We start from the raw sequence: 22,279 nt of genomic DNA, 5'->3' as shown, positions 1-22,279 counted from the left end.
AGCTAGGAGGGCATCACCCCGCGACGGTGTTGGCGATAGCTGATGCCTTCACAAATAATGAACACGTTAGTATTGAGCTTTTATGCCACCAAGATTGCCCAACAGCATTTACAGAAAACTTAAACAGCAAGGTTAAGGTCACTCATCACTTTACAACCGATTTTTACCAGTATTTTTACCAGTTACCTAGCTATCAAGAATTACAGCAATACTGCAGCCGTCTTGCCTTAGAATATATTAGTGCAATCAGATTGTGCCTTTCGACGAATAAGAAAGAGCAAAAAATAGTATTTTGGTGCCATACCCTAAATTGGCAACATGCTAAAGCGTTAGCATTAGCATTAGATGTATTGAAACAAAATCATGGGGCTGAATATGTTGCAAAAACAACAATAATCGTCGGTTTAATGTACAGCCCGTTAGATTCAACACAAAGCATTAAGCGTAAAATGCATTATGAGTTGGCCTTTAGACATTTAACCAAACACGACAGTGTTAAATTTTTTGCAGTAGATTATGAGTTACAAAAACAATACTCATCACTATTAGATATAAACATTGATATCCAACCTTGTTTGCTGGTTGGAGAAAACCAAAAAAATAACCATAACTCCAATCAACAAATAAATGTTTATAATTCAGGTGTCATCACAGCTGATAATGTGGAAGATAAATCAGACAATAATAAAGTGACGATTATCTTGTATACAGGCGATGCAAAGTTAAATAAAGGTTTTTCAGAACTCCCTAATATTACTGATATTTTGTTAGCGAATGCCTCAAACTGTCAATTTGTCATTCAGTACTCTATAACCAATAACTCAAAAATATTACGTGAAACAGATATAAAGCTTAAAAGCTTAGCTGGTGAACATAGTGATTTGACCGTAATTAATCAATTTTTAGAACATCATGAACTCATCAAACTGTTTAAAGCGAGTGATGCGGTTTTATTTAACTATGATGCAACAGTGTATCAACATCAAAGTTCTGGCGTGCTCTGGTTAGCAGCATACCACCAACTAGACGTTATAAATATGTCAGAGAATTGGATAAGTCGTGAAGCCAAACGACTCAATTTAACCCATTTTTACTGTAACAGTATTATAGAACTTAATAAAACGTTAGTTAACATTCGCCCTAAAAACTTAAAAGTGACTAAGGTTGTTAATCCAAAAGAACCAGTAGGCGAAAAAAATAACACCTACAGTGATAAACTGTTCGTTGCACTAACAGAATGGTTTAACAATATTGTTGATTAAGTTTGCTAGTTAATATTTTTATTAATATTTTAAAAAATAAAAATAAGCTTAGTGCCTCCTTTAAAGGAATAATGTAATGAGTAACAATCTTTCATCATCAAAACCGTTAAGTAATGAAAAAACTAAATCAGCAAAAATGAATGTTATTGTTCATTTAGGAGCCGGTACAGGAACAGATGTAACTTATTATCAAACGTTATCACCTACACACATTCACTTGTTCGAAGGGGTGTTAAGTCAGTGCGAGTCATTAAATGAACAATTTGAAAAGGTTGGTAATGTTTCTGTTTATCACAAGGTGGTCAACCCTTTTGAAAACTCAGTTAACTTTCAATTAACACAACCGGTACAGTTTAGTGGTATAAAGAGTGTCAATAAGCTCACGCAAAAATTTAAAAATTTAAAAGTTATTGAAGAGTCATTAGCCGATCCATTTTGTCTTGAAGATGTCGTAAAGTTAATCCCTGCCATTAATGATAAGCAACTCACCGAAAGCAAAATAACAATGTTAGTTGTTCAGCTTAATGGATTAGAGTTTGATTTTATTAATCAAAGCCATTATAGCGAGTTGGCTTTATTTGATAATATTATTATTCAATCAATTAAAGATAGCTCATCATCTGAATATTCAACAGCGAAGTTCAAGGCGTTTAATCATTTACTTGCTCTAGGTTATGAGTTGGTCTCAGTAAAGTCAGATTCAGTATTTATAACTTACGAGTTGGTGCTAAATGAAAATCAATCATCATCAATCTCAGGTGATACTAAGTTGTCTGATTCAATTTCGCAAGTCAATGAGTTAAATCAACAATTATCTAAAAATGTAGAATCACTGAAAGCTGAGTTACAAAAAAATGAACAACGACTTAGTGAAAATGATAAAAAAGCACAATTACAATTAGAGCAATATCAGCTCAATGCAAGTGAAGAGTTTTTAGCATTAACCAATGACTTTAGCCAGTTAGAAGCAGAAAGAGACCAGTTACGAGTAGAGAGGGACGAGATAAAAGTAACAAGTGATAAGTTGCGAGATGAGAGAGACAAGTTACAAGTAACAAGTGACAAGTTGCGAGAAGATAGAGACAAGTTACAAGCAGAAAGAGACAAGGTTGAAGCTGAAAGAGCACAAGCAGTAGAGCAATGTAACAAGTTGCAAGCAGAAAGAGACAAGGTTGAAGCTGAAAGAGCCCAGGCGGTAGAGCAGTGTAACCAGTTACGAGTAGATAGAGAGAAGTTAAAAGTAACAAGTGACAAGGTTGAAGCTGAAAGAGTGCAAGCGGTAGAGCAATGTAACAAGTTGCGAGCAGAGAGAGATGAGTTAAAAGTAACAAGTGACAAGTTGCGAGAAGATAGAGACAAGTTACAAGCAGAAAGAGACAAGGTTGAAGCTGAAAGAGCACAAGCGGTAGAGCAACGAAACAAGTTGCGAGATGAGAGTGACAAGTTACAAGTCGAAAGAGACAAGGTTGAAGCTGAAAGAGTGCAAGCGGTAGAGCAACGAAACAAGTTACGAGCAGAGAGAGATGAGTTAAAAGTAACAAGTGACAAGTTGCGAGAAGATAGAGACAAGTTACAAGCAGAAAGAGACAAGGTTGAAGCTGAAAGAGCGCAAGCAGTAGAGCTGTGTAACAAGTTACAAGTCGAAAGAGACAAGGTTGAAGCTGAAAGAGCTCAGGCGGTAGAGCAATGTAAAAAGTTGCAAGCAGAAAGTGACAAGGTTGAAACTGAAAGAGCACAGGCAGTAGAGCAGCGTAACCAGTTACGAGTAGAGAGAGACGAGTTAAAAGTAACAAGTGACAAGTTGCGAGATGAGAGGAACAAGGTTGAGGCTGAAAAAACGCAGATAAAAAGCCAATTAGAACAACAACAAAAAGATTTACAGGCTAAATGCGATGAGTCCTCATCACACATCACAAAACTACAATCTAAAATCACCGAATTAGAAGCAGAGTTAATAGAGAGAACTACGCAGCGTGACAATGAGAATAAATGGCATTTAGAGCATAAAAGCTGGGCTGAATCATTAAGCAACCAACTTGAAATACATAAGCAAGAAATAAAAGAAATGAGTCGTAGCAGTCATTTAGGCCAAAAAATATTGGCTAAATCACAGTTAGACTTAGAACACCTGCGTAAAAGTTATGCTGAAAAAGTACAGTCAGAACAAGAGTTGATTGAGCTGGTTAAAGAGTTAAAGCAAAAGTTAACTTTAGCATCAAAATATTACTTTAAATTGCAGCAGGAGCACCCAGAGTTACTTAATGCTATAGAACATGTTGAGAGGGATTAATAATGCCTTCTAATTTTGAATTATTTAAAAAACAACTGGATGAAGCTGTAGAACTCATCGATGAGTCGGTGTTAATGGATGAGACTAATTATCCAGCAATATTAGACGAGGCCCTAGATACGCAATCACTATTAGATCGTTGTGAGACTATTTGCCAAAAGCATGAACCTAAAAAACCAACGATTCGTATAATCCACCATTTAGCATGTAGCGGTGGTGCTGAACTTGCTCAGTATATCTCGGCAATGCCTAACGTCTATTTACTAAATGAAGTTCACCCATTTCTAGTTGCTAGCCGTGATTCACCCTCATTGGAGCTGACAAGTGCAGTAAAAAATACAAAAATACCTCTAAGTTCAAAACTAAATGGACAGCTTTTTCTAGAAAATATTAAAAATATCTATCAACATGTGACTCAGCTTGGTTTAAATTTGGTTATTCGGGATAATGCTTATTATGATTACTTGTTCTCAGAAGAAATAAGTAATCAATCGATATTGAAATTGCTAGAGGAAGACTTCAATGTTATATCTGTAGTGTTATACCGAGATACTATAGATTCCTTTTCGTCATTAGCGTGTGCAGATTTCTTTAAAAATAGAACTCTATCATTTAATGAGTATTGCGATAGAGTGTTAACTTTTATATCAGATTATTCTTCTGCAAAACTTGTTAAGTATGAGGATTTATGCGCTTCGCCAGAAAAAACAGTTGAAACAATATGTGAATATTTTCAAATAGGTTTTAATGACAGTTTTGAATTAATGTCTTTTGAAATTAATATGCCCCTGCTCGATAGATGGAAAGCAAGTGATATTGATTGCTATAACACCAAACTTAAAACATGTCCTGATATGGAGGACGTTGGTAGTTCAGAAAGTTATTTTATTTTGCAAAATTTATTAAAGCCTAAAGATAAAAGGCTTATACTTATAGCAACCATGCCAAGAAGCGGTAGCACTTGGTTATTTAACTGTGTGCGTGAAATTCATAAAAGTAAAAAATTAGATTTTTATAGCTGTTGGATCGACGATTATTCTCCTAGTAACCCATCAAAAATTCATATTGTTAAAGTGCATAGCCCCGAACATAGGCTTTCTAGTCAGGCAGATGTAATTATTTCAACACGCAGAGATATTAGAAATGTTCTTGTATCGTTAATGAGAATGGGGTGGATAGAAAATGAAGAAACAACAGTGTTAAAAGAAGCTGCTCGTTTAGTTGATTCCGTCCATCCATTTTGGAAAAACAAGTCAAATTTTGAGATTGAATATACAAGAATTTTAAATGAACCTAACAATTTGGTTGATGAAGTGTGCAGTGTATTAGAAATAGAATCAGATAAAGCAACAGTTGATGACGTTTTACATTTTCTCGCTGAGACCAAAGCACCTACTAAATATGATAAGGAAACTCAACTTCATCCAAACCATATTTCAAGTATGAAGACTGATTTCAGGAGTGAACTATCTCCAGATATTGTAAATAAAATTGAAGTCAGTTATAGGAAGTGGTTAACAGATAACGCGTATTTATAATAGTTTATGAAGATAAAGGATTAAGTTAACTTGAAAATTTTAAAGCTATCAACGAATCATGGTGGCGGGGCTACAATAGCCGCAGAACGCCAAGCTGAAGCACTAAGATCAATTGGTTGTGAAGTAAAGCATTTATTTATTAAGCAATGCTGGGAGCAATATGAAGCGATTTTAGAAGTAGATGGGGATAATATTTTTATAAAGCCTAATATGGCTAAATATGTAAAAACAGATTTGATTTTTCAAAACTACCTTGTTAAAAACCGAACAAATGTAAGTAACACATACATGTCTCTTTGGAAAAAAGAAACAGAATTTGATCAGTTAATATTTGATTATATAGTAAAAGAGAAGTTTGATGTTGTTCATCTTCACTGGACTTCTAATTTGGTTAGTTCCCGGTTGTTGCTAGACCTGAATGAAATAAAGGTCAAGATAGTTATAACAGGACATGACATGAACCATTTTACAGGTGCATGCCATTATGATGCTGGTTGTAATAAACATACACTTGATTGCAGTGACTGCTCACACTTGAATGCAGATTCGATGGCATTGATCTCATCTTCTCATCACGAAAAGAAAAGCACCTTCGAACAAATAAAACCTCATTATATTTTTCCAAGTAATTGGTTAGAAGAGGAATATAGAGCTTCATCCATAGGTGGTACGCTTGGCAATAAAAGCAGTTCGGTTATAAGGAACTGTGTGGATATTAATTTTTTCAAACCGCTTTCTAACAGCGAACGTGAAATGCTTAGATCAAAACTAGGCTTTCACTCAAGAGAGTTGGTTATTGTATCTGGTGCCGAAAACAATCATGAAATCCGTAAAGGTTTTAGTTTTTTTGAGCACGCTGTAAAAAAAATTAACACTAAAAAGTTTGGTTTGAAAAGTCTACCTAAAATCAAATTTGTAGCTTTTGGAGGAGGAGATCATATTCTAGAGTGCACTCATCCAGATGTTTCTTACCAACATTTGGGTATCTTGAATGAGCAGCAAGTAAAAGAATTATTTCAGTCGGCCGATTTACTTTCCTTTACTTCAATTGAAGAAAATTTTGCCAATATCATTTTAGAAGCTTTGATGTGTGGTTGTCCTGTATTAGGCTTCAATTTAGGTGGCATCCCGGATATTGTTCATCACAATTTAAACGGAAGATTAGTTCAGGAAGTGTCGGAAGATGGATACTCTGAAGCTTTATGTGACATTCTGTTAAAAGGGATAGTGAGCGATTTACGAGAGACAACTATTGCTTGGAGAGAGGGGAGTTCAGTCAACTACTCACCTCAATATATTGCAAATGAACTACTTGCGTTATATAAAAAAGTCAGGAGTACAATCTAGTGTTATCACCTTTTTATCACTTCATCTCAAATAGCGATGTGAAAAATATATCGCAAGTAAAACGAGTTGCTCAGCAATTAAAACAGAATAAACAAATATGTTTGGCAGGAAATTATCCTGCAGAAGTTTATAACGGTATCGTTTTTTCTTGGCTGAGTGATAAACCAGAAATTTACTTTCAATGTATACCGCAGCCGTTTAGTGCGCTTCTTGTATTACCACTAGGAATAATAAGTATAAGTGAAGTTATAAAGCGATTAGAGTCTGTAAGTATTGTGAATGATTTGGGTGGCGACATTGAGTTTACAGTGACTGAAAACCAAGAGGGGGACTTATTTGTTGAATTAGATATCCCTGAAGGTTCAGGTTCTATTCACTTTCAATTTAAAACATTTTTCAAGGAAGAATCTGGTGAGAGACTACTTACATTACCACTCACTGCTTTGTTGATGTTTGAACGAAATGAGTATAATAAAATGACACAGCAAGAATTACATTTTTGTATTCGCACAGGTTTAGTTTCAAATGGAATTGTAGCGCATATAGAACAAGGCTATCAACTCGATAATGCTGCAGACTATTTTATCAAAAATGGGTTAGGAGCTAAATAATGGCCGAGAAATATATTGTCTTAGATCCTGGTTTTGAACATCAAGATTCCCATCATCAAGTTGTAAACAGCCTTATTTCTTCAGGATGTCAAGAATGTGATGAACTAATTATCGTGGCAGGGAAACATTATTCTGGAGGTCATTTCGGGCAAGCTAAGGTGTTATCGTATTTTGACCTTAACATGTATCCCGTTGGTTATCATGATTTAGGACCTGATGAATATGAAGTGATTGTTGAAGACTTTTATCAGCATTTCTGTGACTTGTTTAAAATGCTTGAATTAAATGTAGGTGAAAAAATAATCATACACACGGCATTTAGTTATGTATATGAGGGATTAGCGAGAGCATTATATCATTACGGTGTTTCAGGCATTGATGTGTATATATCTACCATGTTTTCTCCTGGTAGAATTGTCGAGTTTGGAGAGGCTAAAACGCAAAGTCTACGAGAATACATGAGGCATAAATTTGCTTTTGGTATTTTTAAAAAGTTAGAAAATGAAAGACGTTTTTGTTTTAGAATTGAGTCTCCAACACAACTTTACCTTGATGCTTACCAGATGTTGTGGCCAGAGAAGCAAATGAACCTTCATCCATCGGTATGTGGTGGAGGTAAAAATATTTCAAATGGAAAAAAACAAAGAGTATTAACCTATCTTGGTGGACCTAAATGGGATAAAGGTATCGAGTTTACTATAGATGCTATTTGTAAGTTGAGCGAAGCCTGCAAAAATTATGAGTTTGTTTTTCACTATAATGATGAATTCCCAGGTTCAGATGTATATTTACCTTTAGTCAATAAACTTGTTGCTTTAAACGACAAGAATATTCAAGTTATTAATGGCAATCTTGATAAGAAAGCTTATGAGAATTTACTTGCTTCTGCATCGTGCTACTTTTTACTTTATGATCCTGAATATTATCAATATAAAACGTCTGGCGTTCTATGGGACACTTTAAGGCATGCTCAGGATAAGTCTATAGTTGTTTGTAATAACACATGGCATGCTAAGGAGTTAACTCAAATTGGTGCTAACTTTAATGCTGTTGATTATGGTGATAGTGACGCACTTGTTCGATTGCTTAAGTCAAATCATTTAAATGTAATCACGCCCAAAATTTACAATAATATTTACGTAAAAACACTTTTGGATGATTTTGGTAAACACTTATTTAAAGCATTAAATCTTTCTGAAAAAACCAGTGAAAACTCGATTTTTGAAGCTAAAAAGAAAATTCTGGTGGTACGCACTGCATATGGACATTTTACTAAGTTATCTGGCCCAGGAGGTTTTGTAGAATATTTACCTGAATATGGCTTTGATGTGGAAGAAGTGCTTATACCTCTTGGTCATCAAGAAACACCATTTAGAAATGATGGCAAACGTTGGGACTTGTTAAATACTGCAAATCAGTATATTAAATCTTATCAAGTAAATGCATTTCAAACAGAGCAGGAAATTTTAGCTCAATACCACAGCTACGATGTCGTTCATTTTGTTGATGGTGAGCATGCTGGGTTAATGATTGCATTGGCAAAATTGAATGGTGCCGTCAAAAATGGCCCTAAGTTAGTAGCTACTTTTCATCAGCCAGACTATGTAATTAAAGAGCTAATAATTGATGCATCTTTCCTTAAAGGCTTTGACACTATACAGTTGATGTCCCCTTGTCAAAAGCAAAGTTTTTTGGATTTGGGCGTTGAAGAAAGTAAATTAGTTGTTGTACCTCACGGTGTTGCGCATGAACATTTTATGCCTTCATTACCCGTTGATGTTGCCGATGCCGCACTTGAAGAAATAGATCAGTTGCAAACTAAGTTTGCAGGTAGAAAAATTATCATAACCGTCGGTAACTGGTTGCGTGATTATGATATGTTTTTAGAAGTAGCTCGTTCGTTTAAAGCGCAAAACGACATTGTATTTGTTGCGGTATCAAGAGGCTTAGAATTAGTGCTTGGTAACGATGATGAAAATATTCTGTTGCTGAATAGCGGCATTTCAGACCGAGCACTTCATTGGTTATACCGGCGTTGTGAGTTGATGTTTTTGCCATTGAAAGGAGGGGCTGCTAACAACGCAATCTTAGAAGCTGTTGCAGCAAGTACAACGATAGTCACTTCAGACTTGCCATCTACTCGTTATTATACTAATAATGCTGCTAAGTTCTGTAATTTTAAAACTCAATTTGTTGATGAAATAAATTTGTTAACTTCTGAGGATGAACATTGCGAATACCTAGTAGATTTCTCTTGGTCAAAAGTGACAAGTTTACATAATCTTAAATTATACAGTAATGTTTAAATTTTAATTATATTGTCGAGTATTAAATGAATAGAAAAATATGCTTTATATCACACCCAAGATCTGGCTCAACATCCATAATGCGTGAGTTAGAAAATAATTATAATGTTCGTACGTTTTATGAGATTTTTCATATGAATGAGGCGATAATTCATGAACATTTAGAGTTAGGCTTTGGCTCCCAAAAAAACAAAGAAGATAATTTTATTCATCTTGGATTTCCTTTGAGTGGGATAAGGGATTTTGCATTGAATGATCCTGCTAGATATTTGGATGGAATATCATCAATGTCTGTTGAAAATAACTTTGTTTTTAAAATATTCCCAAACCACCTTAAAAATAAAGAGCAAATAAATAGTGTTTTGTCAACTGTTGATCATGTTGTATTTTTATTGAGAAATCCTTTTCATAGTTACATTTCCAATAAGATATCAACACAAACTGGAATATATGCAAATGCTAGTACAGGAGGTAAAAAGGTAGTGTTTGATGAGGTTGAATTTGTTTGGTGGAATAATCATATTTTTGATTTTTTTGAGTCGGTTAAAGCAGCACTGCTTAATTTTAATGTTAATGTTTCGTTCTCAACATATGAAGGGTTCTTTTATTTAGACGGTAAAAAGAACTTTATAGAGAGTTTAGGGCTCAAAAGTCGAGACGTTAATATGATGTTTCAACCAAGTTTGAAGCAGCAAGATTCTAGAAATCTTGCATCTTTGAAAGTGTCAAATCCTTCTTCGTTACTAAAGTTTATGGATGTACATAATATGCAACATCTTGATGATGTAACTGTGCCAATCAAAGTTGGTGATTTTAAGAGGATTAGCAATGACTAATAATGAATTTGTTGTTGCTTTTTTGACAATTGAGCAAAAGCTTAATAAGTTTAAAGAGATGTTGATATCTAATAGTTATAGTCTCTCAGATTTTAAAGGTATGCCTTGGATAAATCATAGTCAAAGATCCGTTTCATCAACATTTTTAGATGATAAATTATTTGCAAAAAAAACCACGATAATTTTATCTACGCAACGAAGTGGGTCAACTTACTTCTGTCAATTATTGAAATCGAAAACAAAAAAAGGTAATCCTAGAGAACACTTCAATCATTCTTTTCGCGGAGACTTTGGACCAATAAACTTTAATGATGTTTGGTATAAAGGTGAGATGAATAATACTGTGTCTCATAAATTGATGGGCTCTGATTTACCTGTGATATCGCACTTACTTAATAACAAGTTTCCAGGAAAAGGATTGAATCAATCACTAGCAAGTTTTTTCGGCTCTTTCGAAGATTTAACAATGTATAGGGTGGAAAGAAAATCCCTCTTAGATCAATTGCTTTCATCTTTAAGTGCTCAACAGACTGGCACCTATTTTGGAGGGGGAATTGGCAAGGAACTAGAGTTTAATGTCGATGACAATATTTTACTGCGGTCTTGGTTTGCTTTAATATGGTCAGATTTATATTTAGATAATCTAATTGGATTATTACCCAACGAATCAGTTAACAGTATAATATACGAAGATGATTTAGTCGATGGAGTGAGCGAAAAAGTACAGTCATTTTTTGCATTATCTGGGCAGCAAATGGGCTCTAATGATAGCCATCAAGTTCTCAAACCTCCGAGATCTAATTCTCAGAAAGAAGACTTTAAACTAGCCGTTCTTAATCATATGAGAAAAAAGTACGGTGAATATATTACAGATTATTTATTATCTTATACGGGAAGTCATTAATGAAAAAAGCACTTATCACCGGTGTAACTGGGCAAGATGGTTCCTATTTAGCCGAATTTTTATTACAAAAAGGCTATGAGGTACATGGTATTAAACGCCGTGCCTCATCGCTAAACACTGAACGAGTTGATCATATATATCAAGACCGTCATGCCGCCAACCCAAAGTTTTTCTTACACTATGGCGATTTAACCGATTCATCTAACTTAACCCGCATTATTAAAGATGTGCAGCCAGACGAAGTGTATAACCTTGGTGCGCAATCCCATGTGGCTGTATCGTTTGAATGCCCAGAATATACCGCTGATGTTGATGCTATGGGGACGCTACGTTTATTAGAAGCGATTCGCTTTTTAGGCTTAGAGAAAAAGACCAAATTTTACCAGGCATCTACCTCTGAGCTCTACGGCGAGGTACAAGAAATTCCGCAAACAGAAACTACGCCGTTTCACCCGCGTTCACCCTATGCTGTAGCGAAAATGTACGCTTATTGGATTGTGGTTAACTATCGTGAGTCTTACGGCATGTATGCTTGTAACGGTATTTTGTTTAACCATGAATCTCCGCGTCGTGGTGAAACCTTTGTAACCCGTAAAATTACCCGTGCAATTGCCAATATTGCTCAAGGGTTAGAGCCATGCTTGTACCTCGGTAATATGGATGCATTACGTGATTGGGGCCATGCGAAAGATTACGTGCGTATGCAATGGATGATGTTACAACAAGATACAGCAGATGATTTTGTTATTGCCACAGGTAAGCAAATCTCTGTGCGTGAGTTTGTAAAAATGTCAGCACTAGAGGCGGGCATTGAGCTTGAGTTTAGCGGTGAAGGTATCAATGAGATAGCAACAGTGACTGCTGTAAGCGGCGATAATGCCCCAGGCGTAAAAGTGGGTGATGTGATTGTAAAAGTTGATCCGCGTTATTTCCGCCCTGCAGAAGTGGAGACCTTATTGGGTAACCCTGCTAAAGCAAAAGCTAAGTTGGGCTGGACACCAGAAATAACCGTAGAGCAAATGTGTGCTGAAATGGTTCAACACGATTTAGGTAAAGCTAAGCAGCATGCCTTACTCGAAAAACACGGTTTTGATGTGTCTGTGGCTAAAGAGTAAAGGCTTTAAGCGTTTTACCACTAAGGCGAGATCAAGAGTTATCTACCACCGAGTGCACAGAGGTGCTTCACACTGCACAGAGTCAAGACTAAAGAATTTCTTTTGATTATCTTTCTCTGTGCTATCTGTGTCCTCTGTGGTGGTTATTGAATCTTTAGGCTTGGTCCTTTTGAGTAAATAAGAGCGATTAACCACCGAGGGCACCGAGGTGCTTCGCACTGCACAGAGTAAAGATCAGATATTTTATTTGTTTTTGCTCTGACTCCGAGTTTTTCTCTGTGTCCTCTTTGGTGATTATTGAATCTTTAGGCTTGGTCCTTTTGGGGAAATAAGAGCGATTAACCACCGAGTGCACCGTGTCGCTGCGCGCTACACCGAGTAAAGATCAGATATTTTATTTGGTTTTGCTCTGACTCCGAGTTTTTCTCTGTGTTATCTGTGATGATTATTGAATCTTTAGGTTTGGTCCTTTTGAGGAAATAAGAGCGATTAACCACCGAGGGCACCGAGGTGCTTCGCACTGCACAGAGTCAAGACTAAAGAATTTCTATTGATTATCTTTCTCTGTGCTCTCTGTGTCCTCAGTGGTGATTATTGAAGCTTTAGGCTTGGTCCTTTTTAGTAAATAAGAGCGATTAACCACCGAGTACACCGAGGTGCTTCGCACTGCACAGAGTCAAGACTAAAGAATTTCTTTTGATTATCTTTCTCGGTGCTCTCTGTGTCCTCTGTGGTGATTATTGAATCTTTAGGCTTGGTCCTTTTGGGGAAATAAGAGCGATTAACCACCGAGAACACCGAGGCGCTTCGCGCTACACAGAGTCAAGATTAATAATTTCTTTTGATTATCTTTCTCGGTGCTATCTGTGTCCTCAGTGGTGATTATTGAATCTTTAGGCTTGGTCCTTTTGAGTAAATAAGCGCGATTAACCACCGAGTACACCGAGGCGCTGCGCGCTACACCGAGTAAAGACTAAAGAATTTCTTTTGATTATCTTTCTCGATGCTCTCTGTGTCCTCTGTGGTGAAACAAGGCTTTTAACTTCTGGGGTTGCTTGTGGTGCAATCAAGCGCTATTAACCACCGAGGCGCCGAGTAAAAATAGGATGTTTATTGTTTAACTCAGAACGATTCTCTGTGTTCTCTGTGGTGATAATGTAATCTTTTTACTACTGTGTTTCTCAGTGTTCTCTTTATATGAAATTAATTAAGTGATTTGAGATGAAAAAAATATTTGTTGCTGGCCACAATGGTATGGTTGGTTCAGCCATTGTAAGACAACTTCAAGCACAAGGTGATGTTGAGATAATCACTCGTAGCCGCACAGAGCTTGATTTAACTAATCAGCAAGCCGTAGCCGATTTTTTTGCCGGTTCGGGCATTGAGCAGGTTTATTTGGCGGCCGCAAAGGTTGGGGGCATTCATGCTAACAATACTTACCCTGCTGAGTTTATTTACCAAAACCTAATGATTGAATGCAATATCATTCATGGTGCCTATAAAGCTGGTGTGCAAAAATTATTATTTTTAGGCTCATCGTGCATTTACCCTAAGTTAGCGCCACAGCCAATGCAAGAAACGGCCTTATTAACAGGTACGTTAGAAGAAACCAACGAGCCATATGCCATTGCTAAAATTGCCGGTATTAAGTTATGTGAATCGTATAATCGCCAATATGGCGTGGATTATCGCAGCGTGATGCCAACCAATTTATATGGCCCGCACGATAACTTTCACCCAGAAAACTCTCATGTTATCCCCGCATTATTGCGCCGTTTTCATGAAGCGGCACTTCGTGGCGACAATGAAGTGATTGCCTGGGGCAGTGGTAAGCCGATGCGCGAGTTTTTACATGTTGACGACATGGCGGCAGCCTCTATTCACGTTATGGAACTGGATAAGGCGATTTACGATGCCAACACTGAACCAATGCTAAGCCATATTAATGTTGGTACTGGTGTTGATTGCACCATCAGGGAGTTAGTTGAAACGGTAGCCAAAGTCACAGGGTTTAATGGCAACATCGTGTGGGATACCACGAAACCCGATGGTGCTCCACGTAAATTAATGAATGTTGATAGACTGGCAGCATTAGGCTGGCAATATTCGTATAGCCTTGAAGCCGGATTAAAAAATGCCTATCAGTGGTTTTTAGCCAATCAAGATAACTTTCGTGGATAAACTTGTTATCGGTAACTTCTTTATTGAGTTATTGAAATAAAACCTTGCTTATAATAGCGCAAACCGCCAAAATGATACTGTTTTTACATACAGTGTTTTTGTGAGGTTGGTGATGAGTAAAGAAAATGCATTAGATACCGCGATTAAGCTAATTGAAAAGCAATTTGGTAAAGGGTCTATTATGCGCTTGGGCGCGAACCGAGCAATGGATGTAGAAACCATCCCTACGGGATCGCTTGCGTTAGATATCGCCCTTGGTGCTGGTGGTTTGCCTGTTGGTAGAATTATTGAGATATATGGTCAAGAGGCATCGGGTAAAACAACGCTAACGTTGGAGATTATTGCCTCTGCTCAACGCGAAGGTAAAACTTGTGCTTTTATTGACGCTGAACATGCATTAGACCCAATATATGCTCAAAAGTTAGGTGTGGACATTAATGCCTTATATGTTTCTCAACCAGATAATGGCGAACAAGCTTTAGAGATTTGTGATAGCCTTGCGCGTTCTGGTGCGATTGATTTAATTGTTATTGACTCAGTTGCTGCATTGACTCCTCGAGCAGAAATTGAAGGGGAAATAGGCGACTCGCACATGGGCTTGCAAGCTCGTATGATGTCTCAGGCGATGCGAAAAATTGCAGGCCATCTAAAACAATCTAATTGTACATGTATTTTTATTAATCAAATTAGAATGAAGATAGGTGTGATGTTTGGTAACCCTGAAACGACCACTGGCGGTAATGCGCTTAAGTTTTATGCTTCAGTGAGATTAGAGATGCGTGCTTATAGCTCTTCTTCTGGGCAAATAAAAAGAGGTGAAGAGGTTATCGGTAATGAAATTAAAATTAAAGTTGCAAAGAATAAGATTGCAGCGCCTTTTAAAGAAGCTAAAACGCAAATTATTTATGGGCAAGGTTTTAATCGTTACGGTGAATTATTAGATTTAGCTGTTGATGGTAAAATAATCGAGAAGTCAGGTTCTTGGTATGCTTATGGTGATAATAAAATTGGCCAAGGGCGCGATAATACCAGCGAGTTTTTACGTTCGACACCTCATATATATGAAGAAATTAAACAAAAAATTCTCGACATACATTTTCCTCGCAAAGATGCCATTGCTCTAAGTTAACTGTTATATCATTGATTATTTTGATGCTGCTTATCGTTGCTCTCCAAATTACTCACTATTAAAAGTATGCCATGTTATCCATGGCATATTTTGTAATATATTGTCACTTGTCACTTGTCACTTGTCACTTGTCACTTGTTACTTGTCACTTGTTACTTGTCACTTGTCACTTGTCACTTGTCACTTGTCACTTGTCACTTGCTACTTCTCACTTGTCACTTGTTACTTGTTACTTGTTACTTGTTACTTGTTACTTGTCACTTGTCACTTGTCACTTGTCACTTGTCACTTGTCACTTGCTACTTGTCACTTGCTACTTGTCACTTGTTACTTGTCACTTTCTAGTTGGTCATTTATGTTCTTAGATAAAAATACCTTTACAACGGTTATTGATTCAACCCCGTTAGTGTCTATCGATTTACTTGTTGAAAACAGCCAAGGCCAATTTTTATTAGGCCTGCGAAATAACAAGCCTGCACAGGGGTTTTGGTTTGTTCCAGGTGGACGAGTGTTAAAAAATGAGACACTGGATGATGCATTTACTCGACTCGGGCAACAAGAGTTAGGCGTTACAATAAACCGAAGCCAGGCGGCATGTCTTGGGCCGTTTGAGCACTTTTATACCGATAGTGTGTTTGGTGATGAAGTTTCAACTCATTATGTTGTGTTAGGCTATAAAATACGGTTAGATATTGATTTGGCGGCATTACCAGCCCAACAGCACCAACAATACCGTTGGTTTACCCGAGAAGAAATGATCAGCCGTGACGATGTGCATAAGCACAGTGCATGGTATATTGATTAATACTGAGTGATTTACCCATTAGCAATAGAGCAACTAAATTATGCTTAAAAAAATTGAAAAAAAACTAAAACAACAGATGAGCGCACCGGCTCCGTTACAGCAATATCAGTTTCATATTGATATTGTGTCTGCTGAGATGATTTCTGGTTGGGCATTCAATAAAGAGGCTAAAAATACACCTGCAAAAATCGAAATTTATTCTGGGTCTACGTTACTATGGCAGACCGTAGCAGATACGGCACGTGAAGACTTAGCGGCAGCAGGCTTTGGTGATTCAGCCTTTTCGTTAGTACCAAATCCGTCGATTTTAAAGGAAGATATTAGCCAAGTTGATGTGTATATCGACGGCCATAAGGTTAACGAGCAAGCTTATCCTTTAGCGTTAAGTGCGCCAAGTGTTGACGACTACACTTGTTATGTTGATGCCGTAGACAACAACAAAGTGATTGGTTGGTGTCGTCATGTGAATCAAGCTGAGCGCCGTGTTGTGGTAGAGCTAAAACATAATGACACGGTACTTGCTCATGGTGTTGCAGACATGTTTCGTGACGATTTGCTGCAAGCTAATATTGGTGATGGTAAGTACGGTTTTAGTTTATTGCTAAATAAGGCAAACTTTCCGGCTGAAGCAGTGAGCTGTAACGTTTACGTGGATGGCTTACTGAGCCCTGTGGCTCCGGTCGAGTTGCAAGCCAGTGCCCAAGAGATAGAAAAAGCCAAGTTTTTAGCTAAGTTTGCAAATGAGTTAGGTGATTTTCAGCAACTTGTTGCTGCTGAAGCAGCCCGCATTGCTGAGCAAATTGAAACCGCGACACCTGCAAACGAACAAACCTCAATGAATACGGTAGTTAATGTGGCAGTGAGTAATATTGCTGAGCTTTCTGCCCGTATGAATGTGTTAGAAAAAGTATTAACAGCCCATTTCGTTAAATAACGGCTCATTTATTTCAACGCAGTGGTGACAACCGTTATGTTAGAAAACCAACAAAGCCCAGTGATGGGCTACATTGATGTGCTTGATTCTGGCAAATTATTGGGCTGGGTTTTTAACCCGTTAACCCCAGATGTGGCAGCGAGTTTTTATGTTTGCCTCAATGGTCATGTTGTCGCTCAAGGCGTTGCTAACCTGTTTCGTGAAGACCTCGAACAAGCAGGTTTTGGCTCGGGTCATTGCGGTTTTTCAACTTCAATTGATTTACCCCTACATGCATTGGCCGGTAAAACCTTGACCCTAATTGATGAACAAGGCTTACCGATAGCAGATGCAAGTTTTGCTATTCCTGCGGGTGAGCCTTCTTTTTTTATCGAGCTGCTGGCATGCCAGCCTCGTCAATTTCAGTTTGTTTGCCAAAGTGTTGAAGCTCGTGAGCTTGAGTTAAGTTTATATAGCCATGAGCAGCTTTTAGCATCAAAAACGATTCAAGTCTCACCGGGTACCAATCAGTTTACGCTTACCATACCACCACAATTTAGCTGGCTCACTGCTGGCTTTTTTCGTTTGGCCGTTAATGGTTCACCTTGTTTTGTTTGGGGCGATTATATTGAACTCTTGCCTTTGGTGGCAGAACATGTCGATGTTGTTCAAAAAACGCGTCAACAAAAAGGCTGTGTTGACACAAATCGGTTAGCGTTACTAGCCAACAAAATTAACGCTGTTGCTGCAGATGGTCTAGACAGTGCAAATGCAATTAATGCCTATCACCATTTAACGCTGAATAGCCAAAATGGTTTTCGTTTTCCACATGTGACTAACCCTAGGGTTAGCATTATTTTGCCGTTCACTTTCTGTGATAATAAAAGTGCTAATGGCAGAATGAATGACAGTGAAAATGTCACTGCAGATTTAAGTAAGTTGTTAGCATCACTGTATCTCAGTATGCCTAATAACGACTACGAGGTTTTAGGGCTAACGAATGTGCTCAGTCGTCATGGCATTAACCGTTATGCGAGCCATATTGTTAACGTTGATGTTGCTGAGCAAGCAAGCTTGGCAGAGATAATGGCAGCACTATTAAGCCGAGCTAACAGTGATAATATCGTTTTTTGCCCAAGCTATTGCGAACTGGGTGTCGGGAGTATTGACCGTTTGGTTAATGCATTGATGATTGAGCATGTCGGCTTTTCTGCTCAGCGTCTTGTTGATGATACTGGGTTATTGGTTGATAGTTCAGGTTTATATTCTGAACTATCAACTTTATTAACCGAGTCGACGGACAAGCAGCGCCGATATTCTGCTAATGACAGCCGTAAGCGTTTTGTAAAAGCAATTGATTTTGCCATAGGCACGGCGACGGCTTACCGTAAGTGTGACTTATCTTTACAAGCAATTCCGTCTTACTGCCAGAGCATTGAGGATATGTTTTTTTATTGGCAGTTAGCGTTGAAACAACAACGCAAGCAGGGGCTTGAGGTGTGTGAAACCCAAGATTATTGTCACGTTGCCCCCAATGTCGATAAGTCTGTCCTTTCGCACATTAATCCGGAGTTACTACAGCAGGCTAGGCAACAGTTTGCCGAACACCATCCCCTTTCTGTAGTGACCGGCCAACCCGTTTTGGGCACAGTGCTGATGTTAGATATTCAAACGCCATCACCTGACCAAGATGCGGGATCGTATGCGGCAATCCAAGAACTGAAATTAATACAGTCATTAGGCTACAAGGTTATCTTTGTGCCGATGAACTTTGTTGAGTCTGACCGCTATACCGCTCAGTTACAGTCGCAAGGGGTAGAGATGTGTTATGCACCGTATTACCCCACTCTAGGCGATGCGATTTGTCAGCGTTTGCCGGAGCTGAGTGCGATTTATATTACCCGTTATAATGTTGCGACTCATTTTATCGATTTTTTAAAACAAACCGCGCCAAATCTACCGATTATTTTTAATAATGCAGACTTACACTTTTTACGTGAAATACGCTCCGCTTTAGCCATGCAATCTTCGCCTGAGCATACTCAACAAGCTTTAGCAAATGCTTTAAACACTAAACGGCTTGAGCTTGATGTGATCAGCAAAGCGGATGCTGTGCTGTCGTACAATGACACTGAACACGCAGTGATTACCTCGCATGTGTTAAGGCAAGACAATATTTTTAAATGCCCATGGGTGTTGGATGAAAAACCATTACCGGCATCGTTTGAAAGCAGAGAAGGGATTGCCTTTTTGGGCGGATATCGCCATATACCAAACGTGGACGCGGTTGAATATTTTATGCTGCAGGTTTTCCCTTTATTAGTAGACCAAGACCCAAGCATTACGGTGTATTTTTACGGCAGTAATATGCCCGATACTTTTAAACAGTATCAACATCCGCAAGTTAAGTTTATTGGTTATGTTGAAAACTTGAGTGAGCTTTTTCAACGCCATAAAGTTTTTATTGCGCCGTTATTATCTGGTGCGGGGATTAAGGGCAAAGTGCTTGAGTCGGCAGCGTATGGGCTGCCTAGTGTGTTGTCGCCTATTGCCGCCGAAAGCACAGGCTTAAGCCATAACATCAGCACGCTTATTGCCGAGACACCACAACAGTGGGTGGAGCACATATTGTCGTTAAATAATGACAAATCTCTGTGGAGCAGATTATCTCATAACCAACGGATACTAGCCTCTGAGCAGTATTCTTTTGAGCAAGGCCGAAACAAAATGCGAACCGTATTTGAGTTTTTAGGGATGAACAGCCACTAAGGTGAACAATATTAGTACAATGGATATTTTTAAATGATAAACAAAAAAATTCTTTCGGCAGCGGTAAAAATTATGCCGAACAGATTACAAGATAAGGCAATTTGTTCGGCATTGAATTTATTGTTTGTTAACAAAATAACGTTAGATGCTGATAAAACGGTATCTGTTAGCGTAAACGATTTAAATAAGCAGTGGTTTATGCGCTTAACAGCCAAAGGGTTTATGCCTTTAGCTCAAAAGGTGGTTGGCGATAACGATATACAATTAAGTACAGATTTAGCGACTATTTTTGCTTCGCAACGCCGCAGCCAATTAATTAATGCGCTTGAAAGTGGGGCGATTTGCGTTGTTGCGAATAATCAAGACAAGCAAGCCTTTTTAAGTGCATTTGAGGCAATCACCCAACCACAAATAGATAATATTGTTAATCGTGGATATCGTTTTTTGCGGATGACCCCTCCCACTAGAATTGACATTAACAAAGTGGTTTTTGACGATATAGAATGCCAGCAGGATGTCGATTTTATTCGTGATCATGCAGTTAATATTGAGAAAACGGATTTGCCGAAAGCCCTAAGGTTAATGGAGTTAGCTCACAAGGCACGCCCAGAAGGCCCTTTTATTCGTGATAAAGTGATGGAGTATCGCAAGTTGCTGCAATCTAAATAAGCCTTTTATTTGTTGTTTTACAGTTTAGTGAATGTTTGAGGCAGTGCATGAAAATTGCTGTTGTGGGTACAGGCTATGTTGGTTTATCTAATGCGATACTGTTGGCGCAACATAATACGGTTGTTGCTTTAGATATTATGGCAGACAGAGTTGCTAAATTAGGTCATAAACAGTCACCAATTATTGATACTGAAATTGAATTTTTTTTAGACAATGTTGATCTCGATTTTTGTGCGACCTTAGACAAACAGCAAGCCTACCAAAATGCTGATTTTGTGATTATTGCCACCCCGACCGATTATGACCCGGTAACAAACTATTTTAATACCAGTTCAGTGGAAGCGGTAATTCGTGATGTATTAGCCATTAACCCAAATGCCGTTATGGTGATAAAGTCGACAGTGCCAGTGGGTTATACCAAAAGTTTAACTGAAAAATTTAATACTAATAATATTATTTTTTCGCCTGAGTTTTTACGAGAAGGAAAAGCGTTACACGACAACTTGTATCCGTCACGGATTATTGTGGGTGAGCGCTCAGAACGTGCCAAACAGTTTGCCGATTTATTAGTGCAGGGGGCAAAAAAAGACAACATTGAAGTGTTGTTTACTGACTCGACAGAAGCGGAAGCCGTTAAACTGTTCTCTAATACTTACTTAGCCATGCGTGTCGCCTACTTTAACGAGTTAGACAGCTACGCAGAAAGCCATGGTTTAAACAGCAGACAAATTATTGAAGGGGTGAGTTTAGATCCACGCATTGGTGGGCACTATAACAACCCTTCTTTTGGTTACGGTGGTTATTGTTTACCAAAAGACACTAAACAATTACGCGCAAACTATGCTGATGTGCCTAACAGCATTATTGGTGCCATTGTTGATGCAAACCGTACTCGTAAAGACTTTGTTGCCGATTCAATTTTGAGCCGAAACCCTAAAGTGGTTGGCATATATCGTTTGGTGATGAAATCGGGTTCCGACAACTTTAGGGCTTCTGCTATTCAAGGCATTATGAAGCGCATAAAAGCGAAAGGTATTGAGGTTGTGATTTATGAGCCGGTGATGACCGAACCTGAGTTTTTCCACTCCAAAGTAGTCAATGACCTTAATGAATTTAAACAAATTGCAGATGTCATTGTCGCCAACCGTATTGATGATTTGATTGCAGATGTAACCGACAAAGTATACACACGCGATTTATTTGGTAGTGATTAAGGTCGCTTCGCTTCAAGGTCGCTTCGCTTCAAGGCGCTTCGCTTCAAGGTCGCTTCGCTTCAAAAAGCCGTCATCCTCGAGTGATTTTATCGGGGATCCAGCTCTTTGATACCTACTGGTTGTGGTGAAAGGCGCTTCGCTTCAAGGCGCTGCGCTTAAAAAAAGCCTGTCATCCTCGAGTGATTTTATCGGGGATCCAGCTCTTTGATACCTACCTTCAAAAAGCCGTCATCCTCGAGTGATTTTATCGGGGATCAGCTCTTTGATACCTACTGGCTGTGGTGAAAGGCGCTTCGCTTCAAGGCGCTTCGCTTCAAGGCGCTTCNNCTNNGCTTCAAGGCGCTTCGCTTCAAGGCGCTTCGCTTCAAGGCGCTTCGCTTCAAGGCGCTT

17 protein-coding genes are annotated in these 22,279 nt (G+C 38.3%); all 17 read left to right on the top strand.

Annotated elements, in window-relative coordinates:
- The first annotated feature begins 29 nt into the window (after positions 1–29).
- Entirely contained in the window at positions 30–1,262 is a 1,233-nt protein-coding gene (locus PQR79_RS09490; RefSeq protein ID WP_274408463.1) for a hypothetical protein, read from the top strand.
- 76 nt (positions 1,263–1,338) lie between these two features.
- Positions 1,339–3,552, top strand: coding sequence for a coiled-coil domain-containing protein (locus PQR79_RS09485; protein ID WP_238102768.1), 2,214 nt, complete (start codon positions 1,339–1,341; stop codon positions 3,550–3,552).
- Between the two features lie 2 nt (positions 3,553–3,554).
- On the top strand, positions 3,555–5,090 hold the full coding sequence (locus PQR79_RS09480; protein WP_238102770.1) for a sulfotransferase domain-containing protein: 1,536 nt from the start codon (positions 3,555–3,557) through the stop codon (positions 5,088–5,090).
- 30 nt (positions 5,091–5,120) lie between these two features.
- Complete coding sequence (locus tag PQR79_RS09475) at positions 5,121–6,437, top strand: glycosyltransferase (protein ID WP_238102772.1); 1,317 nt, start codon at positions 5,121–5,123, stop codon at positions 6,435–6,437.
- The gene (locus PQR79_RS09470; protein ID WP_238102774.1) at positions 6,437–7,048 is read left to right on the top strand and encodes a hypothetical protein; all 612 of its coding nucleotides are present in this window, start codon (positions 6,437–6,439) and stop codon (positions 7,046–7,048) included. Before PQR79_RS09475 ends, PQR79_RS09470 begins: the two co-directional genes overlap by 1 nt.
- Complete coding sequence (locus tag PQR79_RS09465) at positions 7,048–9,354, top strand: glycosyltransferase family 4 protein (protein WP_238102778.1); 2,307 nt, start codon at positions 7,048–7,050, stop codon at positions 9,352–9,354. The genes PQR79_RS09470 and PQR79_RS09465 overlap by 1 nt, the downstream gene beginning before the upstream one ends.
- A 26-nt stretch (positions 9,355–9,380) precedes the next feature.
- A complete protein-coding gene (locus tag PQR79_RS09460; RefSeq protein WP_274408462.1) occupies positions 9,381–10,190 on the top strand; it encodes a hypothetical protein in 810 nt (269 codons plus the stop codon).
- Entirely contained in the window at positions 10,183–11,094 is a 912-nt protein-coding gene (locus tag PQR79_RS09455) for a Stf0 family sulfotransferase (RefSeq protein WP_238102780.1), read from the top strand. Before PQR79_RS09460 ends, PQR79_RS09455 begins: the two co-directional genes overlap by 8 nt.
- Positions 11,094–12,209, top strand: coding sequence for a GDP-mannose 4,6-dehydratase (gmd, locus tag PQR79_RS09450; RefSeq protein WP_238102784.1), 1,116 nt, complete (start codon positions 11,094–11,096; stop codon positions 12,207–12,209). The genes PQR79_RS09455 and gmd overlap by 1 nt, the downstream gene beginning before the upstream one ends.
- A 1,221-nt stretch (positions 12,210–13,430) precedes the next feature.
- Positions 13,431–14,390, top strand: a complete 960-nt coding sequence (gene fcl / locus PQR79_RS09445) for a GDP-L-fucose synthase (protein ID WP_238102786.1) — start codon at positions 13,431–13,433, stop codon at positions 14,388–14,390.
- A 100-nt stretch (positions 14,391–14,490) separates the two neighbouring features.
- Entirely contained in the window at positions 14,491–15,519 is a 1,029-nt protein-coding gene (recA, locus tag PQR79_RS09440; protein WP_274408461.1) for a recombinase RecA, read from the top strand.
- Positions 15,520–15,874: 355 nt separating this feature from the next.
- A complete protein-coding gene (locus PQR79_RS09435) occupies positions 15,875–16,324 on the top strand; it encodes a GDP-mannose mannosyl hydrolase (RefSeq protein ID WP_238102793.1) in 450 nt (149 codons plus the stop codon).
- A gap of 40 nt (positions 16,325–16,364) precedes the next feature.
- Complete coding sequence (locus PQR79_RS09430; protein WP_238102794.1) at positions 16,365–17,258, top strand: hypothetical protein; 894 nt, start codon at positions 16,365–16,367, stop codon at positions 17,256–17,258.
- Between the two features lie 36 nt (positions 17,259–17,294).
- Entirely contained in the window at positions 17,295–20,006 is a 2,712-nt protein-coding gene (locus tag PQR79_RS09425) for a glycosyltransferase (protein WP_238102795.1), read from the top strand.
- Between the two features lie 33 nt (positions 20,007–20,039).
- Positions 20,040–20,675: a hypothetical protein gene (locus tag PQR79_RS09420; RefSeq protein ID WP_238102797.1), complete on the top strand. Its 636-nt coding sequence runs from the start codon at positions 20,040–20,042 to the stop codon at positions 20,673–20,675.
- Positions 20,676–20,722: 47 nt separating this feature from the next.
- Positions 20,723–21,889, top strand: a complete 1,167-nt coding sequence (locus PQR79_RS09415) for a nucleotide sugar dehydrogenase (RefSeq protein WP_238102800.1) — start codon at positions 20,723–20,725, stop codon at positions 21,887–21,889.
- 278 nt (positions 21,890–22,167) lie between these two features.
- Positions 22,168–22,279: pentapeptide repeat-containing protein (locus PQR79_RS20285; RefSeq protein WP_368389130.1), on the top strand; the 112-nt coding region annotated here is incomplete at its 3' end.

It is taken from the genome of Shewanella metallivivens, from assembly GCF_028750675.1.
Taxonomy (GTDB): Bacteria; Pseudomonadota; Gammaproteobacteria; order Enterobacterales; family Shewanellaceae; genus Shewanella; species Shewanella metallivivens.
The sequence above is the reverse complement of the archived record's forward strand: the minus strand, read 5'-3'. Positions and strand labels throughout refer to the sequence as shown.